The sequence below is a fragment of the Colwellia marinimaniae genome (assembly GCF_002207865.1).
Taxonomy (GTDB): domain Bacteria; phylum Pseudomonadota; class Gammaproteobacteria; order Enterobacterales; family Alteromonadaceae; genus Colwellia; species Colwellia marinimaniae.
This window is the reverse complement of the sequence record NZ_BDQM01000007.1, coordinates 83,928-105,096: the sequence shown is the minus strand read 5'-3', so window position 1 is coordinate 105,096 and position 21,169 is coordinate 83,928. Positions and strand designations below refer to the sequence as shown.

The following is a 21,169-nucleotide window of genomic DNA, read 5'->3' as shown; positions in this document are numbered from 1 at the left end:
GAGCACAGTGCAAGAAATAATTGTCGATGGCGGTGATATTAAGTTTTTTACCAGCCCTAAAGAATATAAGCAGCAGTTGTTATTATTAATTACAGCTGCGCGTCAGCGTATTTTTATTACTGCTTTGTATTTACAAGATGATGACGCAGGTCGGGAAATCCTCCATGCGTTATACCAAGCGAAAGCAAACTTTCCCGAGCTAGAGATTAATATCTTTGTCGACTTTAACCGCGGTCAACGTGGCTTAATTGGTGAAAAAGCGAGCTTAGGTAATCGTGCCCTGTATTTACAGTTAGCGCATGACTACCCACAAACGATCAACATCTATGGTGTGGCGGTAAAGCGCAAAGAAATCTTTGGCGTTTTACACCTTAAAGGCATGGTCTTCGATGATCAGCTTTTTTATACCGGCGCAAGTATTAATGATATTTATTTGCACCAGGGCGAGCGATATCGTTTAGACCGCTACTGTACTATTAATAGTGTTGCATTAGCCGATAGTTTTTGTCATTACTTGAGCGCTACCTTTATTGATTCAAGCTTGGCGCCACTACTTAATCAAGCATACTTACCTGATGCCCCCGAGCAAAAGAAAAATCTTGCAAAATTAAAGGTGCTGTTAAGAAAGTCTCATTACATTGTTGCTCAGCAGCAAAATAATAGTCAGTCAAAACTTGTCAGTGATAAAACGTTTATTACGCCGTTAGTGGGCTTTGGTCGCCGTAAAAATCAGCTTAACCAAGCTACCCGTCATCTAGTACAAAACGCTCACGATAACATAGTACTTTACACACCTTATTTTAATCTACCGCATGCACTTGCCCGAGATGTTATCAAAGCATTAAAACGTGGTGTTAAAATCACTGTGGTAGTAGGGGATAAAACCGCCAATGATTTTTTTATCAGTAATGCGGACGACTTTAGCACTATCGGTATTATTCCTTATGTTTATGAAATGTTATTAAAACGTTTTGTTAAGCGCTACCAAAATTTTATTGATAAAGGTTTATTGAATATTCATTTGTGGAAAGATAAAGATAATAGTTTCCACCTTAAAGGTTTACGTGTTGATGATCGCTACCATTTAATTACCGGCAGTAATTTAAATCCGCGTGCATGGGCACTGGATTTAGAAAATGGCTTACTTATTGATGATGCCGGTCAGCAGCTTTTAGCAACTACTAATGATGAATTACTCGGTATTTTAGCAAATACTACTAAAATAGTGCATCATGCTGATATTGAATCCGTTGATGATTACCCGGATAAACCACAAAAACTGTTGAAAAAAATACGCATTGCCCAAATTGATAGGATTTTGAAGCGATTTTTGTAGAGCACCTCTTAGTTACTGTGAAACAAACGCCGTAAAAATGCTTGCCGGAAAAGTCGTTTTTATGGCTGAATAATCGCTTAAAACGATTTTTTTGCCTGCACCCTAATTTCAAAACTATTAATATTGGGGTTGTCACTTTGTGGCAAGGCAAAGTCGATATGGATAATGGGATGGTTACCGCCAGAATGTGGGGAATGCAAGCGCAGACCCAAGCCAACGGAGCCTAGCCAACCCTCCTCGATGTTTTTCACCGTTGACTCCCCGTACGTTCGACCGGTATCGACAAAAGCAACAGCGGCTAAATCAAAGAGTTTAAAGAGATTGATTTGTGGATAGTACCTAATTTCTGCTGTGGCTTTAATGCTACTTTTTCCATGTTGATATTGTAAAGGGAAACCACGTAAACCGGTATTACCGCCCATAGTCACTGGCTTATCTAAGTATTGATTTTTACTGGCTACATTGGTATTGCTTAAATAAAATCCCCAACGTTTATTGAGCTGATAAAAATACTCCGCTGTTAGCTTTACCAATAAACGACTATCCCTATGTTGATAAATATCATTTGCTAGTGCGAAGTCAAGTAATAGCAAAGCATTGTTATGTAGGTTAAAGCCTTTTTTTACCCGCATTTTCCAGACCGTCCATGCGGTGTTTTCTTTATTGCCATTACCTATACCTAGGCGAGAGTTAAGTTGCCAGCCATGGTTAAAGTCTTCTATTTGCGTGATCAAATGGACGTTGGTCAGTTTTCTAAAATCTTTTTCTATATATTCAAAAGCAAACCATGGATAGAGTAAATCTCTATCTTCAGGTACAACATTAGTGAGGGGCGGGACAGTTAAATCATTATGGTGCTCATTTGTTAGCGCTGAAAAAGTGTTTTTATCTTGTGTTATGCCGACACGGTATCGTAGTAAACGACTGTCACTGTTAAAGTTTAACCAGGCATAGTTGGCTACTTTAAAACTAATGTCATGGCGATAAATACTTTGGTCTTGGCCATTTTGAAAGAGGGTATCGTTACGCGACTCTTCATTAAAGCCTAAGTTATAAGCGGTTTTGGTATGAAAACCGGCAAACATTTTATGCAGAAATATACTATGTTGTTGACCATCATCATTATCGGCAAACCATAACTTAACCTCGGTGTTTTGTTTTTGAAAAAGAGGGATGCTAGCTGATAACTTGTAGCCTGAGCGCTGAGTATTGCGGTACGCTTCTATTTCAGTGTCTATACCTAGGCCGAGCAGATTACTTTCTTTAATGCCAAAACTGTAGGTGTTTACGCCACCTTTACGGCCAAAACTTACCGTTGGCATTAGTGACCAGTTATCCCAAGTAGTAATGGTGATATTTTCTATACCATCATCACTGCTAACGTTGGCATCTCTGAGGTATCTTCTACTGCGTAAATGGCGTTCAAGCTCTGCCATATCAGCAACGGTTTTTATGCATTTATTGATAAAAAAGGAGGCTTCGTTTTCTAGGGTGACAATTTTGGTATCAATGTGAATAGCATTGGCCCAGCGATGTAAAAAAGTAATGCCATCTTCGTTTTCATCAAAGATTGTTTGTGGTTTAAACCTTATTTTTGGCTGATTGCTATTGCAGAGGATAGCTTCGTTTACGGCCTCTATCGCTGATTTTTCGGCGGCCTGTTTACTGACTGAATAATTAGGTGAGGCAGTGGCAGAGCTTGAATTGAGCTTTACTTGTGTAGCCGTTTGTTTAGCTGCTTGCTCACCTACTTGCTCGGCGGCAGAGACCGCACCACACAAAGCAGCAGTCAGTAAGCCGGCCACGAATAATGACGGTAGGCTAGTTATTACATTATCTCGCCAAACACATGGAAATTTTTCTACGGGGGCTGGCGATATGACATGAGGTTTTTTTATTTTTGTTATAGCTGCTAATAAAAACTGCATCGCGTACCTGAGTTAAGGCTAGAGTTAAATGAGTGATATTTAAAACTATTACTTATTTAACTATAGCCTTAACTAGTCAATTAACCGTTTTTATTTAGTGTTTTGCTCGTTTAATACTATCAATTTTCTTGATTTTAGCGTCGTTAACCATTGCTCTTACTTGCTCTAATAGTAACTTGGCATCATAAACAATACCGTCTTTTATGGTGTAATTTATACCACCCGCGCGGATTGGCTTATTATTTTCATCTAGACGAAAATGTCCGGTGCCATAAAGCACTTTAAAATTACGCAATGGGTTTTCGGCTACTATCACCAAATCTGCTTTTTTACCAACACGGATAGAGCCAATTTCATCCGCCATACCAAGTGCTTCTGCGCCATTGATAGTGGCAGCTTGAATAACTTCTAAGGCATTAAAACCGGCTTCTCTAAGTAGCTCTAATTCTCGAATATAACTAAAACCATAAATTTTAAAGATATAGCCTGAGTCTGAGCCTACGGTTACTCGACCACCATGGTTTTTATAATCGTTAACAAAACTCATCCATAGTTGGTAATTTTTCTTCCACGCTATTTCATCATCAGTGGTCCAATCAAACCAATACGAGCCATGAGCATTACGGTTAGGTTGGAAAAATTCCCATAAGGTTGGCAGAGTATATTCTTTATGCCAGTCGGCATTCATATCCCGCATTAAATCGCGATTGGCTTCATAAATGGTAAAGGTGGGGTTTAAGGTGAAATCTAAACTGAGTAATTCATCACGCACGCTTAACCATTTTTCGCTATTTTTTTTTGCTGCCTGTTGCCATAACCGACCAGCCTCAGCAAACCTATGTTGTTCATTATTATAATTGTAATCTGGCGAGTAATTTTGAATTTGCTGATGTTCAAATAATGCTTCCGGAAGACCGTACCAATGCTCCATTGATGTCAAGCCTAAGCGGGCTGAATCAAGTACATTCATATTGGTGACGTCAAGTTGCGCATGATGCATCATGCTGGCTAAACCCTGTTTTTTCGCTTCGCTAAGTGCTGCTGTCATTATCTCGGGTGTTGCGCCAAAGAACTTAATTCCTTTAGCGCCTTTTTTAGCAATAGACTTAACCCATTGCTGCGCTTGTTTTACTGTCGTTATCGTTTCATCTAAACCTAAGCCAAAGCCAAAGTAGGGCATAATACGTGGCGCAGCTATAGTGTTTTCTTCACTGCGCTTGACATGATCCATAACCCACTCAATACCATTAAAACTGCCTGGCTCTCGTACTGTGGTAATACCGTGAGCTAGCCATAACTTAAAGACATACTCAGCCGGAATATTATCGGCACTACCACCAATATGGCCATGCATGTCAATAAAACCAGGCAGTACATATTGACCCTCAATATTAAGTTCTATATCACCTGGACGAGCTATGGGGCGACGTGTTGGCGCAATGGGCATACCTGGGTTGCCAACATTGACTATTTTTACAATGCGATCATTTTCAATGACAATATCCATGGGGCCACGCGCGGGTGCACCTTCGCCATTAATAATAATGCCGCCCCGAAGAATAAGTCGTTTATAAGGACCTTTACCTGTGGTTCGTTCAGGGGCCTTGGCATCAGCAGATGCTAAGACTGGCGTAGCAGTGGTTATATTTACTATTAATGTAAACGCTAGGTAAGCACAAAAATAGCTAAGTAAGGCTAACGACTTATTCATGTATTTATCTCTAATATTGATGAAATTGCTAATGATAGTTAAGATACTTTATCTTATAAAATATAGTATCTTATAAGATAAAGTAATATAGCTGTAGGTAAATGACTTGCAGCTAAGCTAAAAATGATAAAAGGTTAAGTATGTTCAGTGAAAAAATGATGCCACACTTTAGTGATACCGATGCTTTAGGCCATATAAATAATACTAAACCACCCGTTTGGTTTGAAGGCGCACGAGCGGCTATTTTTAAGTTTTTTACCCCCGATTTGGATCCAAAAAAATGGCAACTTATCATTGCTAAAATTGAAGTGTCTTATCATGGTCAGTTATTTTATGGTCAAGAAATTGAGATAAAAACTTACATTAGCCGCATTGGTGGTGCCTCATTTGATGTTTATCAAGAGCTATGGCAACACGGTGAAAAATGCGTCTCGGGTACTGCTACTATGATAAATTATGATTATAAAGCGCAACGTTCGAAAAAAATCACCGATGACATTCGAGCACAACTGGCCGAACACCTCATTGAAAATAAGGCCGCTTGAGCGAAAATTTTTTAGCTTGTTAGGGGCAATCTTGCATGCTTTGCTATTAATTCTTTGCGATAACAATTAATTAGTGTTGAAAATCATCGTTGTTATTATAGGTGACTGCTGCTAAGCAATAGTCTTGAATATTTCTATAGCGAATTTAAATTAAATAAATGTGCTTTTTAACAAAAAGCACTCGAATTTGATCGCCGCTCACTATAGAATTACTCCCCTTAAACTAAATCTCAAAGACAAACTTTCTTTCTATTTAAATAGGTAAAGAAACAGCGACTGTCTTAATAGCTCAATCAATAGGATATTTTCATGGCGGGTGTAAATAAAGTAATCATAGTAGGTAACTTAGGTAAAGATCCTGAGGTCCGTTTTATGCCAAATGGCAGCGCAGTAGCAAATATTACTGTAGCAACGTCAGACTCATGGAAAGATAAACAAACTGGTGAGCAGAAAGAAAAAACTGAATGGCATCGTGTTGTTATTTTTGGCAAACTAGCTGAAATTGCCGGTGAGTACCTTAAAAAAGGTTCAAAAGTATACCTTGAAGGTTCATTACAAACACGTAAATGGACCAATCAACAAGGTCAAGAGCAATATACCACTGAAATCGTCCTACAAGGCTTTAACGGGGTAATGCAAATGTTAGATGGTAAATCGTCTCAAGGGCAGAGCGGTGGTTTCTCTAATCAAGGGCAGCAGCAACAAGCACCACAACAAGATGGTTTCTCTAATCAAGAGCAGCAAGCACCAGCACAACAAGGTGGTTTCGCTAATCAAGGCCAGCAGCAACAAGCACCAGCACAACAAGGTGGCTTCGCTAATCAAGGGCAACAACAACAAGCACCAGCACAGCAAGGTGGCTTCTCTAACCAAGGTCAGCAACAAAAATCGCCTGCTCAACAAGGTGGCTTTGCTAAACAAGAGCAGCAGCAAGCTCCGAAAGTGAATCCACAAGAACCATCAATTGATTTTGATGACGATATTCCGTTCTAATTGCTGATACAAAATATTTTTGTTAAGTTAGTATGGTAAATACATCATAATTTATCCTTATTAATTAATACTATAAGTAAAATATAAAGCCTCTATTTAATGTTAAGTTAATAGAGGCTTTTTTGTGTCTATATTTTTGTGCTTATAATATGTATAGGAAGATAAAAATATTGTTGCTAGCATTTTTTTGTTGCACAAATAAAGTTTTAATACGGAATAGCCGTGCTTAACTCACCATATGCAAGTTATCTAGTCACGAGCCTACTAAAGACTTGGATAAAAAAATGAGGCAGTATCGAATCACGCTAGTCATTATGTTAGAGGTAATAACTAGCTGCCCTTCGTATAACGCCAATGATATGGATTGGGGGTCTCTACCAGGAAGCAATAAGTCCTGATTACGAAGAGTGTCGAGCTTTAGTGCTTTACTCTTTGTCTGAATGATTTTTATTCAAAAAAGTACTGAATGAACTTTTTAAATTATTGGGAACTAAGTCATGAAAGAATTTATCCAGTACTTACCTAAGGTTGAACTCCATCTTCATATTGAAGGCACCCTTGAGCCTGAACTTATGCTTGCGCTTGCCAAACGTAATAATATTGATATTCCGTTCAATTCAATTGCTGAGGTGAGAGATGCCTATAATTTTCACAACCTACAATCCTTTTTAGACATTTACTTCCAAGGAGCCGATGTACTTATCAAGGAGCAAGATTTTTTTGAGCTAACCTGGGCCTACTTACTGCGCTGCCAAGCAGATAATGTTGTCCATACTGAAATATTCTTTGATCCACAAGCACATACGCAGCGTGGTATTTGTTTTGACACTGTGGTTAACGGTATTCATCGAGCACTGATAAAAGGCACTACTGAGCTAGGTATTAGCAGCAAATTAATTATGTGTTTCTTACGGCATTTGGATGAAGAGTCAGCATTTAAAACCTTAGCACAGGCACAAGATCATCAAGATAAAATTATAGCTGTCGGCTTGGATTCAACTGAGTTGGGTCACCCAGCAGCTAAATTTGAGCAAGTATTTAAACAAGCCATTAAGCAAGGTTTTTTAACGGTCGCCCATGCGGGAGAGGAAGGTCCGGCAAGTAATATCCATGAGGCATTGCGCTTATTACATATTACTCGCATTGACCATGGTGTTCGCTGCACTGACGATGAAGAGCTAGTGCAGCAGTTGGTTAGTGAGCGCATTCCACTTACCGTTTGTCCACTCTCTAATATTAAGCTAAAAGTATTTGAGCGTATGGAACAACACAATATAGTTGCGCTGTTGCGCAAGGGCGTTTGTGTAACGATTAATTCTGACGATCCAGCCTATTTTGGTGGTTATATGACGGATAACTTTTTGGCGGTAAATCAAGCATTGCCGATGAATAAAACTGAAATTGCTCAATTTACTTTTAATGCCATCGCAGCGAGCTTTATCTCGAAAAGCGAAAAACAGCGATTAACAATAGTGACACAAAGATATTTAGAGCAGAATAACTAGTCTCTGGTTAAATAGCGGCAATTCTTTCTTTGATTGTAAACAAAGCAGCCTTTTTGAGATGATTTTTGCTTGCTATATCATGTCTGCTTTGTGGCTTATTTCTTTTCTCATCTACCAATATTCAGGGTGAATTCTAAATACCTATAGCACTTTTAACTTTTATTTTTTACTACAATCCAAGGTGTTGGCACTAAAGTACCATATTTAGCAATAAGGCAATACGCCATGATGGCAACATAATACCGCCATATAAGTTAACTGTTATGTTGCCCTTGATTAGGAAAATATCTTCGATTGCTCTGCTCTTTATTAGCACGGCTGCTCTAGCCACAGCTCAGCCGCTTGAAGACTCGCCACCGCGAGATAACTTTCAGCCGTTAACACATTTTGGTGATAACCCCGGTAATCTAACGGCAAGTTACTTATCGCCATCAAAACAGGCTAAATCCCTGGTGGTACTTTTACACGGCTGCGTGCAAAAGGGCGAAACTCTAGCTAAGCAAAGTGGCTTTGTCGCACTTGCTAGGCAACATAACTTTACCTTGTTGCTACCACAGCAAAGTAAAAAAAACAATGTAAAGTCTTGTTTTAATTGGTTCTCAGAGCAAGATATCACTAAAGATCAAGGGGAAGTGCTGTCGATTAAAAACATGATCAACACAGTAAAAGCGCAAGAAAACATAGAACAGGTTTATATTGCCGGCCTTTCTGCAGGCGGCGCTATGACCAGTGCGCTGTTAACCCACTATCCTAAACTATTTTCGGCTGGCGCCGTTATTGCCGGCCTACCTTACCCTTGCGCTAATGATCTCGCTAAAGCGATTTCCTGTATGCGAAATGGTCCATCTCAGTCTGCAATAGAGCTAGTTAGTATAGCAAAGCAGGGTAATGCAGCCATTAAAAAATGGCCTAGGCTTATTGTTATCACTGGCAGTAACGACAAAGTCGTTAACCCGAAGAACTCCCATCGCTTGGCTTTGCAGTGGTCAAAGCTGTCAGAAAACTTGCTGGCAGCAAGTAAAACTTCATCAGTAGATTATAAAGTAACGCTTTGGCAAGATGAGGAAGAACGGCCGCAAGTGAAGTTAGTTGAAATTAATGATCTTGGGCATGGTTTAACAGTCAATTCATCACTTAAAAATAGAGATGCGAGTGCGCCTTTTTTGTTTGAATCTTCACTCGATAGTGCCAGTAACATCATCGAATTTTGGCAATTAATAGATAAAACTTAATAATATTCAATAACTAAGCTCTATGGTACTATAGTACAAATTAACTTTGTCTAATTTTGTTATAGAGTTTTAATATCAGTAAAAAACATCACAACAATATAAAAACAACTGATTCAATATAATTATAATAAGGCACTAATATGAAACGCTATAACAAGAAATTAAGTTACCTCGCTTTAGCCATTGCCAGCGCGTTAACCTCAAACATTACCCTTGCAGCCGAGGCGAATGAGTCATCAAGCGCTGAAAATAACTCTGGTCTCGAACGTATCGAAGTTACCGCACGTAAAACGGCGGAAACTCTGCAAAATGTACCGGTGGCAGTAACCTCAATTGGTGCTGAGCAGCTTGCGCAAAATGGCATTAGTGTTATGACTGAAGTTCAGCAATTCTCGCCAAATACTACCTTACAAAGTAGCCGTGGCACTAACTCGACATTAACTGCATTTATTCGTGGTGTCGGTCAAGAGGATCCTCTTTGGGGTTATGAGCCCGGTGTTGGTATTTATGTTGACGATGTTTATATTGCCCGTCCACAAGGCGCAGTGCTAGATATTATTGATGTTGAGCGTATTGAAGTATTACGTGGCCCACAAGGTAGCTTGTACGGTAAAAACACCATAGGTGGCGCTATTAAATACGTTACCAAAAAAATGTCAGGTGATAGGGAGTTTGACTTAACGGCAACCTTTGGTAACTACGGCCGTCAAGATTATAAAGTGGCCGGTAAAATCCCTGTTATTGAGAACAAACTTTATCTTGGTTTTGCTTTAGCCAGTTTATCACGTGATGGTTATGGTGAATTTCTTGAAACATCATTAGCTAATCAAGATACTGAAAATTATAATAAAGATGTTTTTGCTGGCCGTGTTACGGTGGAGTTTACCCCGACTGATGATTGGTTCTTCCGTTTTAACTACGACAATACTAAAGATGAATCGAATGCAAAAGGTGGTTACCGTTTATTACCTAGTATGTTAACGGATGCGCCGGTACCTGATAGCGTTTATGATTCATACACAAGTTTACCAACAGAAAATTTAGTTGAAAATGAAGGTTGGAGCTTAACGGCTGAATATTTTATTAATGATTTTTGGTCAGTAAAATCAGTAACGGCAGCGCGAAAAAATTATTCACCAACCAATATTGATTTTGATAATACGCCATTACAAATTTTTGATGTACCTGCAGTCTATGATGATGAGCAGTTTTCACAAGAATTTCAGCTAAATTACGATGGTGAGAATTTAACATTTGTTTCTGGTTTATATTATTTTGATTCCGAGTCTTGTGGTCATTACGACGCCATTATATTTCAATCGATGACTATTGATCAAAGTGGCTGTAATAACAGTGAAAGTTATGCTGTATATGGACAAGGCTCTTATAATGTAACCGAAAAATTATCCTTTACCTTAGGCGCTCGTTTTACTGAAGAAGAGAAAAGTGCCAATGTGACTAAAGATATTTATGGCTCGATAGAATATCCAATATCAGGATGGATACCCGGTTATACCCGCGGTAATTTAGCACAGACTGAAGTATTAAATGGTAATAAAACATGGTCACGCTTTACCCCTAAAGTGGGAGCTGAATATCAAATTGATGACGATATGATGGTATTTGTCAGTTATTCACAAGGTTTCAAATCAGGTACTTTTAATCCGCGTGCATCTACTAATGAACCAGCGGTTAACCCTGAAATAGTAGATTCAGTTGAGTTGGGTATTAAAAGTGAATGGTTTGATCAGTTACGCGTTAATGCAACTATTTTTGCCTTAGAGCATAAAGATCGTCAGTATAAAAGTGTCGCGCCAAATGATGATCCTACCATCTTAGATTCACGCTTAGGTAACATTGGTCAATCTGAAGCGATAGGTTTAGAGCTTGAAATGCATTATGCAGCGACAGAATCACTAAATTTTAATTTGGCCTTTGGTTACATTGATAGTGAATTTACTGAAGTATTGAGCTGGAATGGTGAAGGTTATGATGATATCTCTGATATTTATACCGTAGCCAATACACCTGATATGACAGCTAATTTTGGTGTTTCTTACAATATTGAAAGTTCTGTCGGCTCTTTCGTGGTAAATAGTAATTATTACTACCGCGGAGATTATGCCTTGGTGGAAATTGATAATCGATTGACTCAAGAAGCTTATGGCTTACTAAACCTTGGCATAAATTGGTACAGCAATGACGGTGATTGGACAGCAGCACTGCATTGGAAAAACATTACCGATGAAGAGTATATGGTTGGTGCCTATGACTTTACTGGTGGGCAAGATGATGATGGTAACTGGTTACCAGGTTTTGGTGGTGATACTACCTTAATCGCTTATTATGGTGACCCATCAACAGTTTCACTCACGATAGGTTACCAGTTCTAACTTTAGCCATAGCTAATTTAGCAATCATATATTAAAAAATAGCTGGCACTTGTCAGCTCTTTTTTTCATACTAGCTTATACCATTCCGTATAAAGAAGTGACCACTTAGAACGGCATGGGCGACATTAGAACAATCAAAATATGCGTAGCTATAGTTATATCTACATCAAGCATATTTTGCGAAGTTATCATGATGCTCCATGTGTTCCCGAAGGGCGAGTTTTAAAGGCTTATATACTGAGTTATTGATTTTGATAAGGGAAATAAACATTACAATCAATGCATTGCCTATAAGCCTTTAAATTCTTGCTAAGCGATCACTTTCTTATACGGATTGGTATTAAATACTCATAAGGAGATTTTATGCCACAAGCCAAAGTAATTATTGCCGATGATCATCCATTATTTCGTACCGCACTTAAACACGCCATAACTGAATGTATTGATGATGCCGCTACCTTAGAAGCAGACAACTTTAGTGAATTATTAACCGCTATTGAAGAAAATCCAAGCTTAGAAATTGTCTTTCTCGATTTACATATGCCGGGTAATAATGGCTTTACTGGCTTAACCCAGCTGCAAAATCATTATCCTGATCTAGTGGTGATTATGGTTTCTTCTGATGATAATGATCAAACCATGCAAAAAGCCATTAATTTTGGTGCCGCGGCATTTATTCCTAAATCGGCTGATTTAACCACTATCGAAAGAGCGATAGATACGGTCTTAGCGGGTGATATCTGGTTACCTGAATTAATAGAAAAAAATGAAAATCAGCAAATAGCGCTGGCCAATCAGCGTTTAGCTAAACAAATGGCGCAATTAACGCCACAACAATATGTCGTGCTTACTCAAGTAGCCGATGGTCAGCTCAATAAACAAATTGCTTATGATCTCAATATCAAAGAAACCACGGTAAAAAAACATGTATCTGCTATTTTAGAAAAGCTTGAAGTTAATAACCGCACCTTAGCAGGGCTAGCGTATCAGAAATTAATGTTGGCACCAGTGGAAAATTCAACTAATCACTAAAATTTTAGTGCTCTTATGCGAGCTAATATAGCCACTTTAAATTTTATTTTATTAAGCTGCAAGGCGGGATGTTTGCATTGAATAAAGTGATAAAGTTTGGGTGTTGCTCTAAAAATATTTTACTAAAATATACGCCCATGTTTTTTTTACCCACTTCGACACTTAAATATTCATCCATAGATCTGTTTTGGTTTTTGACCATAAGGGCAAAAACTAACGAATTCTCTAATACCGCATCCATTCGACCCGCATCGAGCATTCTCATTAATACGGTTTCACTGAGGTGTTCTGCACCAATATTATAGTTATTTATTTTTAAATAATTCATCGCATTAGAGCTAAACCTAGCACCAACGGTAAAACTTTCCTTTATATAGTCCATGGAATATAGCTGCAATTGTGCTGGGAAGTGTTTTTTTAAAAAATAGAACTTACGTATTTGCGGGATAAAGACCGATGAGAGCTGTGCATAGCGGTCTCTTTTATCACTTTGAGAGGCTGAGAAAAAACCATCTAAGGCGCCAGACTTAGTTAACGCTTGCGCGCGAGACCAAGGCAGTTTGTTTATTTCATAGGGCTGTTTAATGCGTGCCATCACACAGTCCAAAGCTTCAACAGCAATGCCTGCAGCCCCCGATTTTAAGTCAAGGTGATATGGCGGCCATGCCACCTTGGTGCCTAATTTCACGGTATAAGATGAATCAGCCGGAACAGCAGGACAAATGAGCAAATAGAGCAATAATAAAAATAAAATTTTTAAAGATGCCACGGGTAAAAACCCCTCAAATAACTGTCATGATCATATTAAAGTTTACTGCCTAATCTGTGTTTAGCAAGGTAGCTGAACTCAGTTCGGTTAAGATATTTTGACTAGCAGACTATGACAATTGTTTAGCATTTTAAAGTTAAGCCGTGGTGGAAATTCATGGCTATAGGCGGTCTGCTAAAGCTAGCATTGAATAATCGATAAATAAAAAGGCCAAGCGAGTGCTTGGCCTTATAAGTTCTGAGAGTGTCTACCGTTAAAAATCTACAATACTGCTTATACCCGCTGAAACATTAACTGTTTGTAAGTTACCTTCAGTTGAGGGAATCGTTAATCGCTCATATTGAATGTTGTTATCACTTAGTGCATCACATCTTAATGCCACGGTATAAGCACCTTCAGGCACAAAACCTATGCTGTAAGTACCTTTAACATCAACAGTACCACTAACATCTACATTAGTTGCTGCTAGTGGTGCTAGTGCGCTAGATACTTTATCTTCAAAAAGCTCATCGTCACTATCAAAAAACTCATCACTGCTATCAAAAAGATCGGCTAAGTTTACTGACTCTGTTAGTGTGCCATCATACAAATAAACCATACAAGCACCTAAATTAGTGTTAACAGCAGAAACTGTACCTGAAATATCACCATATAAACTGACGATGCGTACGCCATGGGGCTTAATGATATAGCCATTTTTCGCTGGATCATTACCGCGTAAAACTAAAGATTGGGTCAGGTCGAATTCGATAGTATAAGCCGGTTTATCATCAACTTGTACGGCATCACTATGAACAGTAAATTCACCCAGTCTTAAACGAGAGCTAGGGATTTTAATATCATATTTTTCGCCATTGCTTTTTAATACCACATAAGAGCCAGCATCATCCACGTTTAATTCCATGGTATAAACACCATTTTTTAAACTTATGCCTTGCGCCTCATCAATAATTTTAATTTGCCGTGTACCAGTAAAATCGAGTAAATTTACCTGAATGCTATCAACCGACGCACCTTTATAGGTAAATTCTTCTATCAATATTTCTTGTTTACCATTACTTTCATCTGTATTGATTACTTTAATACTATCTATTTTAATCATGACTATTTCAGCGTCATCTACGGGCGCATCGCTAAGCCCTAAAGAAAACTTTGCTTGTTCTTTATTGTCTGAATTACAAGCAGTTAAAAATAGAGATAAGCAGGCAAGTATGGCAATCGCGTGTTTATTTAACATATTAAGAGTCCTAAAAATTTTTATCGTGAAACAACTTTTCATTACAGTTAAGTAATTTATACCAATATCCATTAACTTAGCTGCCAAAGTGCCAGTTTAAAAAGCTTATACGCGGCGTTATTGATTTTGATAAGGACGCTACACGCATGTAGCTTATTTAGAGAATGCAGGAGCTATTCTCTTGAATAACCATGTTCTATATCAATGCATTGCCTCTAAGACTTTTAATTCTCACTGATTGGCAGAAACTTATTGGAATTGGTGTTAGTCAATTTGTTTAATAATAGCACTGTCTATTAAAATGCGCGAAAGATGTTATATGAGTTACTTGCTTAAGTTGCTCTTATTTACCGCTAAACAGTTTACTAAAGGGTAATCATTTGCCTGATTAAGCGTTTTAACGCCAGCGATTTCACTGGCTTTCGCAAGAATAGAAAATTCGCATCGCTGGTGTGTTGTCTAACTTGCTCAGAAGGATCGGCAGAGCATATAGCACAAGGGCTTTGCCACTTTTTACTCTGTAATAACTTGCTTACCAAATCAACACCATTGGCATCGTGGTCGAGATGATAATCAGCAATAATAAAGTGAGGAGCTTGCGACATGTCCTTAACAACCTTGCTAAGTGACTCTTCATCTTTAGCGGTATAGACCAAACAGCCCCACTCAGTTAATTGTGAGGATATGGCCGTTAGCATCAGGGTATCATTATCGATAACCAATACCAGCATATTGGCAAAGTCTGTGTTAGTAACGTCTGTTTTTTTACGGCTAATTGTTGATATTTCACTGTCTGCATTAATGGAACTAAGCGGCACTCGAGGCACTTCAATCATAAAGCAAGTACCTTTGCCTAGGGTCGATTTAACTGATATTTTCAACCCCAGTAAGACCGCCATACGTTCGGCAATGGCTAAACCTAAGCCAAGCCCTGGTATTTCACGATTTTGTTCTAAACGCTCAAACTCTTGAAAAATAGTTTGTTGTTTGTCTGCCGCTATACCGGGACCGTTATCCCACACTTCAAGGCGAAGCATGTCTTTTTTATGGCGAACACCTAATACAATTTTGTTAGTGATACCGGATTTTTCACCGATTTTATCACGGCAATAATAGACGGCATTTGATAAAAAATTTTGTATTATGCGGCGCAACATACGCTTATCGGAATTTACCCAAGTAGAGCTAGCTTGATAGCTAAAATTAATATCATCTTGCTCGGCTAAAACAGTGAATTCGTTCTTTAGCGGGATCAACAGGTCATCTAAAGCAAAGTGGCTTTTCTCAATATTTTCTGAGTTATTATCAAGTCGTGATATTTCGACTAGATCAGAAAGCAGTGCTTCCACAACATTGAGAGAATCGTCAATATTATTGGCCAATTGTATTAATTCGTCAGTTTTGACTTTCTTTTTTAGCATGGAAGTAAATAATGACAAAGCATTAAATGGCTGCATTAAATCATGGCTGGCAGCCGCTAAAAAACGGGTTTTACTGCTATTTGCTGCCTCCGCTTCTGCTTTGGCGTGTCTTAGCTCTTGGGTTCTTTCTTCAACACGCTTCTCTAAACTTTCGTTGGCTTTTTGTAAGGCTTTTTCTGCTTCAATATGGGCGGTTATATCAGAAAAAGTACTAACAAAGCCACCACCTGGCATTGATTGCCCTCTAATTTCTAAGACTATGCCATTGGGCATGGTACGTTGAAAACTATGGTTATGACCCATGCGCATATGCTCAATACGCCGAGCAATTAACTCTTCACTTTCGGCAGCAGAGCCTGCATTAGTTTTCATTCCAGTTCCAGTAATGATGCCTTTAGCAATGTTATAGCGCAGAAGTTCTGCCACAGATTTCCCCGCTGTGACAAAACCATCAGGGTAATCAAGTAATTGAATATAGCGTTGGTTCCACGCGACCAAGCGCATATCCGCATCGATAACACTAATGCCTTGTTCAATATTTTCCACACCGGATTGCAGTAATTCACGGTTAAAGCGGAATATTTGGTTAGCTTCATCAACAATGCTAACGACATCTTCTAAAGGCATTTCTTGTGAGGTTGAGGCCGCTTTCATGACCATGCGAGTTGACGCAGAGCCAAGTACCCCGGAAAGTTGCAAGCGAGTATATTCAATAATTTTATGGTTTTTACTTTTACTTTTACTATTACTGTTCTTATTGGCATTTAGGTCACTTTTAGCAAAACCAACTAAGGCCTCACCTGCGGATTTATCAATAAAGCGTACTAATAAACTGTATAAGTCATCGAGGGATAAGTGCCGTTCAAACTGATGTTGGCTTTTATTGACAAAATACTCGGCTTGTAACTTTTCGCCCACACTGCGCTTGCTTACCAAGGAAACGATAACGTAGCAAATAAGGTTAAACAACAAGCTGTAAAAAACCCCATGACTTGTGCTATCTAAAAAATCAACACCAAAAAGGGCGGTCGGTTTTAACCAAGTGATATGCCATAAGCCGGTTTCAAGCCATGGGCTAGTTGGCATTAATGCTGGCAGTAATAAGGTATAGAGCCAAACTAAACTACCAACAATTAAGCCGGTTAATGCCGCTTTTGCATTGGCTTTACGCCAATACAAGGCACCGATTGTCGCTGGTGCAAACTGAGATAGTAAAACAAACGATAACAAGCCTATGGTGGCAAGGTGGTTTTGCTGAGCAATGATACGCTCGAAAATGAACGCCAGCAGTAAGATTATGGCGATGGAACCACGGCGTAAGTTAAGTAATAGCCCAGATAATTGCTGGTTTTTTTTGGTATTAAATAAGCGAAATTTTAATACTAAGGGCGTTAACACTTCGGTTGCCACCATAGTACTTAATACAATGGCTGCTACTATTACCATGCTAGTTGCCGCCGCTAAGCCGCCAATATATACCGTGATACCTAACCAAGCTTGTTGATAAAACAGCGGTATGGTTAAGACATAAGTATCGGCATCGACACTACCGCCAGGAAAGGTTAACTGGCCAGCAATGGCTATGGGTAAAATAAAAACATTAATTAATAGCAGGTACAAAGGAAACAACCAACGGGCTGTTTTTAACTCTTGTTGATGGTGGTTTTCAATCATCATCATATGAAACTGTTGCGGTAAAATAAAGATAGTAATTGCCCCTAATACCGCATGGGCGATAGCAAGGTAGGCTGAATTTGTACCGGTAATTGAGCTAATGTTCTTACCCTGAGTCAGTAGGTCGCTAAAGCCATCAAAAATAAAGAAAGTGGCAAAAACACCTACTGCCGTTAAGGCAAATAATTTAATAATTGAGCTAAAAGCGATTGCAAGTACTAAGCCTTGATTTTGCTTGTTAGCGGCTATTTGACGCGTACCAAATAAAATACTGAAGAAGATAAGTACGATAGTGACGACAAAGGCGGTGCTAATGCCTGACTGATAAGTACCAGTTAATAAATCAAAGCTGGTACTGATGGCGCGAAGTTGTAGCGCGATATAAGGGATAATGCCTATTAGCGCTACTATGGTAACCAGAGCGGCTACTTTTGGCGAACGATCGTAGCGAAAGGCGATAAAATCGGCAATGGAGGTTAAATTTTGCTGCTTAACAATCAGCAGGATTTTATGCAGCATTGGCCAAGCCAACACTAAACAAAGAATGGAGCCAATATAAATAGGCGCCAGCCAAGCCCCCGTCGTCGCTGCTTGTCCGACCGTACCGTAAAACGCCCATGAGCTACAACTAACGCCTAGCGATAAGCTATAAACCCAAGGTTTGCAGCTCCAATTTTCAGGCGATTGCTTTTGTCCCCAATGGGCAACCATAAAGAGCAGTGCTAAATAGGCAATGGAAAGTAGGGTGATAAGCCAAGTATCGAGTGAAAGCCAAACTAACAAATGCTGTGCCTTTTATTGTGGTCAAAGAGCATGGTAAATCAGTGCTAAAAGTTACAGATGAAAATAATATTATGGTTAGCTTACCATGCCCTATATTACGGGGTAGTGAACTAAGGTAGTAGTTATTTAGCGATAATCATACGTTAACCTAGAGATAAATATTTCATCGATTAGAAACTATCATATATGAAAATAAGTAACAAATACTTGGTTGAAGCCATTGTGTTTATTAGCTATGTACTCTTTGCTATGGCTTGGGTCGGCGGCACGGCAAGTATGGGGCAAATTATGTCTGCTATGCAGGTTGATAGTTTAGCCTCGGCGAGCCTTATTAGTGGCGCGGTCACCTTGGCGAAAATTGTCGGCACTTTTGGCGCGGCCTGGGTTGCGCTCAAATTTGGTATTAAATATGCTTTTTTTATTGCTAGCCTGTTTATTGTTATTGGTTTATTAACGCCATTCGCCCCTAACTACGAGCTATTACTACTCAGTCGTTTTCTTATGGGCTTAGGTGGCGCCTTTATGATTGTATATTTTAACCCAATTGTTATGCATTGGTTTACCCCAGATGAGCGGCCAGTTATTAACGGCCTTAATGCTGTAGCTTTTAATATAGGTACCGGCATTGTGTTATGGAAAATGACGGAAATCAATCAATTTACCGGTGATTGGAAAGTCAGCTTGATTAGTTTTTCTATTGCCAGTTTATTACTCAGTTTTGCTTGGTTATTGGTAAAATTTGAAGATGAAAGTACAGAGCAAAGCCAAGATGGTAAGGCCGTGGTCCATTACAGTTATATGGATGGCCTTAAAGATAAATTTAATTGGGCTTATGGTTTAACCTACTCTGGGCTATTAGCGTTTTATATTTGCCTTTTTACCTTTTATCCTAAAGCCGGTATTAGCCAAAGCAAATGGGTTATCGGCTTTGGTATTGTTGGCACATTAGCGGGCATTATTTACAGTAAAAAAGTGCCACTGCGCTTGCCGGTTATTCGCTGGTCCGGTGCTGTTATGGTAATAACCATTATAGGAGTTTCTTTTAGCTCGAGTGAGTGGTTACAAACCTTGTCTGCCATTGTCTTGGGGTTTTTTATCTTCTTCCCTATCACAGCGTTAGTGTCTATTCCCCATGAATTACCCAAGATGACAGGGCAACGTATTACCGTGGTATTTAGCTTATTTTACTCAATCAGCTACTTACTTTCTACGGTTGTTTTATGGTTGTTTGGTAAGCTGGTGGATATTAATCAAGGTGATTACACTGCGTCATTTATTCTAATTTCAATAGTCAGTAGTACTTTTTTTATTGGTAGCTTCTTCTTGCCTGAAACCGGTAAGAAAAAAGCAACTAGCGCCAATGACAAAATTAAGATTAACGAAAGCCAAGCGAGTAAAGAAAATAAGGATAAATTATGCGCGGAATAATCTCTGCCAAGTTAGTGCCTTTTCTTGAAAAAGCCAATAAGGCTATGGCCGAGGCGAAAGCTAGAGCCAAAGCAAAGGGGCAGAGCTTTAGTGTTGATTTAGTTAGACAAAATTTGGATAACTTAGCGCCCTTAATTGGCTCTGGCCCACACATGAGCATAGTCAAAAATAGTTACTTAGCTACCCCTAGCCATAATATTCCTGTGCGCATTTATAACCCAGCACCTAATGATACTTTACCGGTATTATTACATTTTCATGGTGGTGGTCATATGTGTGGTAGCGTCGATTTATACGATCCTATTAGTCGAAAACTCGCGCTTGCCGCACAGGCTATTGTCATTTGTGTAGATTATCGCTTAGCACCGGAATATCCATATCCCGCTGGTCTAGATGATTGTCAGCAAGTACTTATGCACTATCAAAGCTTACTTTTTGATATGAAGCATAGTGACGAGCTTTATATTGCTGGCGACAGTGCTGGCGGTGCCATTTGCACTAGTTTAGTGATGAGTAACCAGCATAATGAATCGGTAATTGCTTCAGTAAAAATTGCTAAGCAAATCCTGATTTATCCGAGTGTTGATTACACCATGAGCAGCGCTTCTATAGACGAAAATGGCCAAGGCTTCTTATTAGAAAAAGATAAGATACACTGGTATTTTCAGCAGTACTTTCATGCCAATAGCCTAGATCAGGCTAGAATGCAGCAAGCATCGCCGTTATTAGGAAATTTCTCAGCAAATATGCCAAGCACTTTAGTGATCACAGCAGGTTGTGACCCGCTTCGAGATGAGGGTTTAGCTTATGCTAAGTCATTAAAAGAGGTAGGCGTAGAAGTTGAACAGCATTCATTTGACGGTATGACTCACGCCTATATGTTGCTTGATGAACTGGTTAGCGAGGAGTGTCAGCAAACTTATCGGCTTATTAGTGAGTTTGTTAAAGCTGATTAAAGCAGTAAATTTAGCAATAAAAAAGTAAGTTAGTCTTATTTTTATTCCTCACTTTTACCGAGCTTCATAGTTTCGGATTTTTATCACTAAACTCATTTTATTAGTTAGCTTAAAGTCACTCTGGTTATATTAGTCTGTTTTTTCCTCATCTTTATGAATAGGCATTATAGCCGATGTTTCAGTTACAAAATGAGCTTGAGTTGTTTTACACAATATTCATTACTAC

General features: G+C 39.0%; 14 protein-coding genes and 1 riboswitch. Of the genes, 9 read left to right on the top strand and 5 right to left on the bottom strand.

Going from position 1 to position 21,169, the window contains the following annotated elements; genetic code table 11:
* Positions 1-7: 7 nt before the first annotated feature.
* Positions 8-1,336, top strand: a complete 1,329-nt coding sequence (gene pssA, locus MTCD1_RS06395) for a CDP-diacylglycerol--serine O-phosphatidyltransferase (RefSeq protein WP_057179780.1) — start codon at positions 8-10, stop codon at positions 1,334-1,336.
* 77 nt (positions 1,337-1,413) lie between these two features.
* Here pssA and MTCD1_RS06390 read toward each other — a convergent pair whose 3' ends face one another.
* Together MTCD1_RS06390 and MTCD1_RS06385 are read right to left on the bottom strand one after the other, a co-directional pair.
* The gene (locus tag MTCD1_RS06390) at positions 1,414-3,264 is read right to left on the bottom strand and encodes a hypothetical protein (protein WP_057179781.1); all 1,851 of its coding nucleotides are present in this window, start codon (positions 3,262-3,264) and stop codon (positions 1,414-1,416) included.
* A 94-nt stretch (positions 3,265-3,358) separates the two neighbouring features.
* The gene (locus tag MTCD1_RS06385) at positions 3,359-4,975 is read right to left on the bottom strand and encodes an amidohydrolase family protein (protein ID WP_057179782.1); all 1,617 of its coding nucleotides are present in this window, start codon (positions 4,973-4,975) and stop codon (positions 3,359-3,361) included.
* 140 nt (positions 4,976-5,115) lie between these two features.
* Between MTCD1_RS06385 and MTCD1_RS06380 the strand changes: the two genes are divergently transcribed.
* The 6 genes from MTCD1_RS06380 to MTCD1_RS06355 all read left to right on the top strand — a co-directional run bounded on the left by MTCD1_RS06380 (position 5,116) and on the right by MTCD1_RS06355 (position 12,675).
* Positions 5,116-5,520: an acyl-CoA thioesterase gene (locus MTCD1_RS06380; RefSeq protein WP_057179783.1), complete on the top strand. Its 405-nt coding sequence runs from the start codon at positions 5,116-5,118 to the stop codon at positions 5,518-5,520.
* A gap of 309 nt (positions 5,521-5,829) precedes the next feature.
* Positions 5,830-6,513, top strand: a complete 684-nt coding sequence (gene ssb / locus MTCD1_RS06375; protein WP_057179784.1) for a single-stranded DNA-binding protein — start codon at positions 5,830-5,832, stop codon at positions 6,511-6,513.
* A gap of 321 nt (positions 6,514-6,834) precedes the next feature.
* Positions 6,835-6,934: riboswitch (purine riboswitch) on the top strand.
* 76 nt (positions 6,935-7,010) lie between these two features.
* Positions 7,011-8,018: an adenosine deaminase gene (locus tag MTCD1_RS06370; protein WP_057179785.1), complete on the top strand. Its 1,008-nt coding sequence runs from the start codon at positions 7,011-7,013 to the stop codon at positions 8,016-8,018.
* 263 nt (positions 8,019-8,281) lie between these two features.
* Entirely contained in the window at positions 8,282-9,250 is a 969-nt protein-coding gene (locus MTCD1_RS06365; protein ID WP_057179786.1) for an extracellular catalytic domain type 1 short-chain-length polyhydroxyalkanoate depolymerase, read from the top strand.
* A gap of 140 nt (positions 9,251-9,390) precedes the next feature.
* A complete protein-coding gene (locus MTCD1_RS06360) occupies positions 9,391-11,643 on the top strand; it encodes a TonB-dependent receptor (RefSeq protein WP_057179787.1) in 2,253 nt (750 codons plus the stop codon).
* A gap of 363 nt (positions 11,644-12,006) precedes the next feature.
* The gene (locus MTCD1_RS06355; RefSeq protein ID WP_057179788.1) at positions 12,007-12,675 is read left to right on the top strand and encodes a response regulator transcription factor; all 669 of its coding nucleotides are present in this window, start codon (positions 12,007-12,009) and stop codon (positions 12,673-12,675) included.
* 43 nt (positions 12,676-12,718) lie between these two features.
* On the opposite strand, the gene MTCD1_RS06350 is transcribed toward MTCD1_RS06355, so the two are convergent.
* From MTCD1_RS06350 to MTCD1_RS06340, 3 genes are all read right to left on the bottom strand, one after another.
* Positions 12,719-13,444, bottom strand: a complete 726-nt coding sequence (locus MTCD1_RS06350) for a transporter substrate-binding domain-containing protein (protein WP_057179789.1) — start codon at positions 13,442-13,444, stop codon at positions 12,719-12,721.
* A 253-nt stretch (positions 13,445-13,697) separates the two neighbouring features.
* Positions 13,698-14,681, bottom strand: a complete 984-nt coding sequence (locus MTCD1_RS06345; protein WP_057179790.1) for a DUF4382 domain-containing protein — start codon at positions 14,679-14,681, stop codon at positions 13,698-13,700.
* Between the two features lie 365 nt (positions 14,682-15,046).
* Positions 15,047-18,559 (bottom strand): hybrid sensor histidine kinase/response regulator, encoded by a 3,513-nt coding sequence (locus MTCD1_RS06340; RefSeq protein WP_057179791.1) that lies wholly within the window; start codon positions 18,557-18,559, stop codon positions 15,047-15,049.
* Positions 18,560-18,745: 186 nt separating this feature from the next.
* On the opposite strand from MTCD1_RS06340, the gene MTCD1_RS06335 reads away from it, so the two are divergent.
* Positions 18,746-19,987 carry an MFS transporter gene (locus MTCD1_RS06335; RefSeq protein ID WP_082606412.1) on the top strand — a complete coding sequence of 414 codons (1,242 nt, stop codon included), beginning with the start codon at positions 18,746-18,748 and terminating at the stop codon, positions 19,985-19,987.
* Positions 19,975-20,943 carry an alpha/beta hydrolase gene (locus tag MTCD1_RS06330; protein ID WP_057179792.1) on the top strand — a complete coding sequence of 323 codons (969 nt, stop codon included), beginning with the start codon at positions 19,975-19,977 and terminating at the stop codon, positions 20,941-20,943. The genes MTCD1_RS06335 and MTCD1_RS06330 overlap by 13 nt, the downstream gene beginning before the upstream one ends.
* The last annotated feature ends 226 nt before the right edge of the window (positions 20,944-21,169 follow it).

Excerpts from the sequence above, each read along its gene's own strand:
- MTCD1_RS06390 (WP_057179781.1), bottom strand. The coding sequence starts at position 3,264 with ATGCAGTTTTTATTAGCAGCTATAACAAAAATAAAAAAACCTCATGTC.
- MTCD1_RS06385 (WP_057179782.1), bottom strand. The coding sequence starts at position 4,975 with ATGAATAAGTCGTTAGCCTTACTTAGCTATTTTTGTGCTTACCTAGCG.
- MTCD1_RS06380 (WP_057179783.1), top strand. The coding sequence starts at position 5,116 with ATGTTCAGTGAAAAAATGATGCCACACTTTAGTGATACCGATGCTTTA.
- ssb (WP_057179784.1), top strand. The coding sequence starts at position 5,830 with ATGGCGGGTGTAAATAAAGTAATCATAGTAGGTAACTTAGGTAAAGAT.
- MTCD1_RS06370 (WP_057179785.1), top strand. The coding sequence starts at position 7,011 with ATGAAAGAATTTATCCAGTACTTACCTAAGGTTGAACTCCATCTTCAT.
- MTCD1_RS06365 (WP_057179786.1), top strand. The coding sequence starts at position 8,282 with ATGTTGCCCTTGATTAGGAAAATATCTTCGATTGCTCTGCTCTTTATT.
- MTCD1_RS06360 (WP_057179787.1), top strand. The coding sequence starts at position 9,391 with ATGAAACGCTATAACAAGAAATTAAGTTACCTCGCTTTAGCCATTGCC.
- MTCD1_RS06355 (WP_057179788.1), top strand. The coding sequence starts at position 12,007 with ATGCCACAAGCCAAAGTAATTATTGCCGATGATCATCCATTATTTCGT.
- MTCD1_RS06345 (WP_057179790.1), bottom strand. The coding sequence starts at position 14,681 with ATGTTAAATAAACACGCGATTGCCATACTTGCCTGCTTATCTCTATTT.
- MTCD1_RS06335 (WP_082606412.1), top strand. The coding sequence starts at position 18,746 with ATGAAAATAAGTAACAAATACTTGGTTGAAGCCATTGTGTTTATTAGC.
- MTCD1_RS06330 (WP_057179792.1), top strand. The coding sequence starts at position 19,975 with ATGCGCGGAATAATCTCTGCCAAGTTAGTGCCTTTTCTTGAAAAAGCC.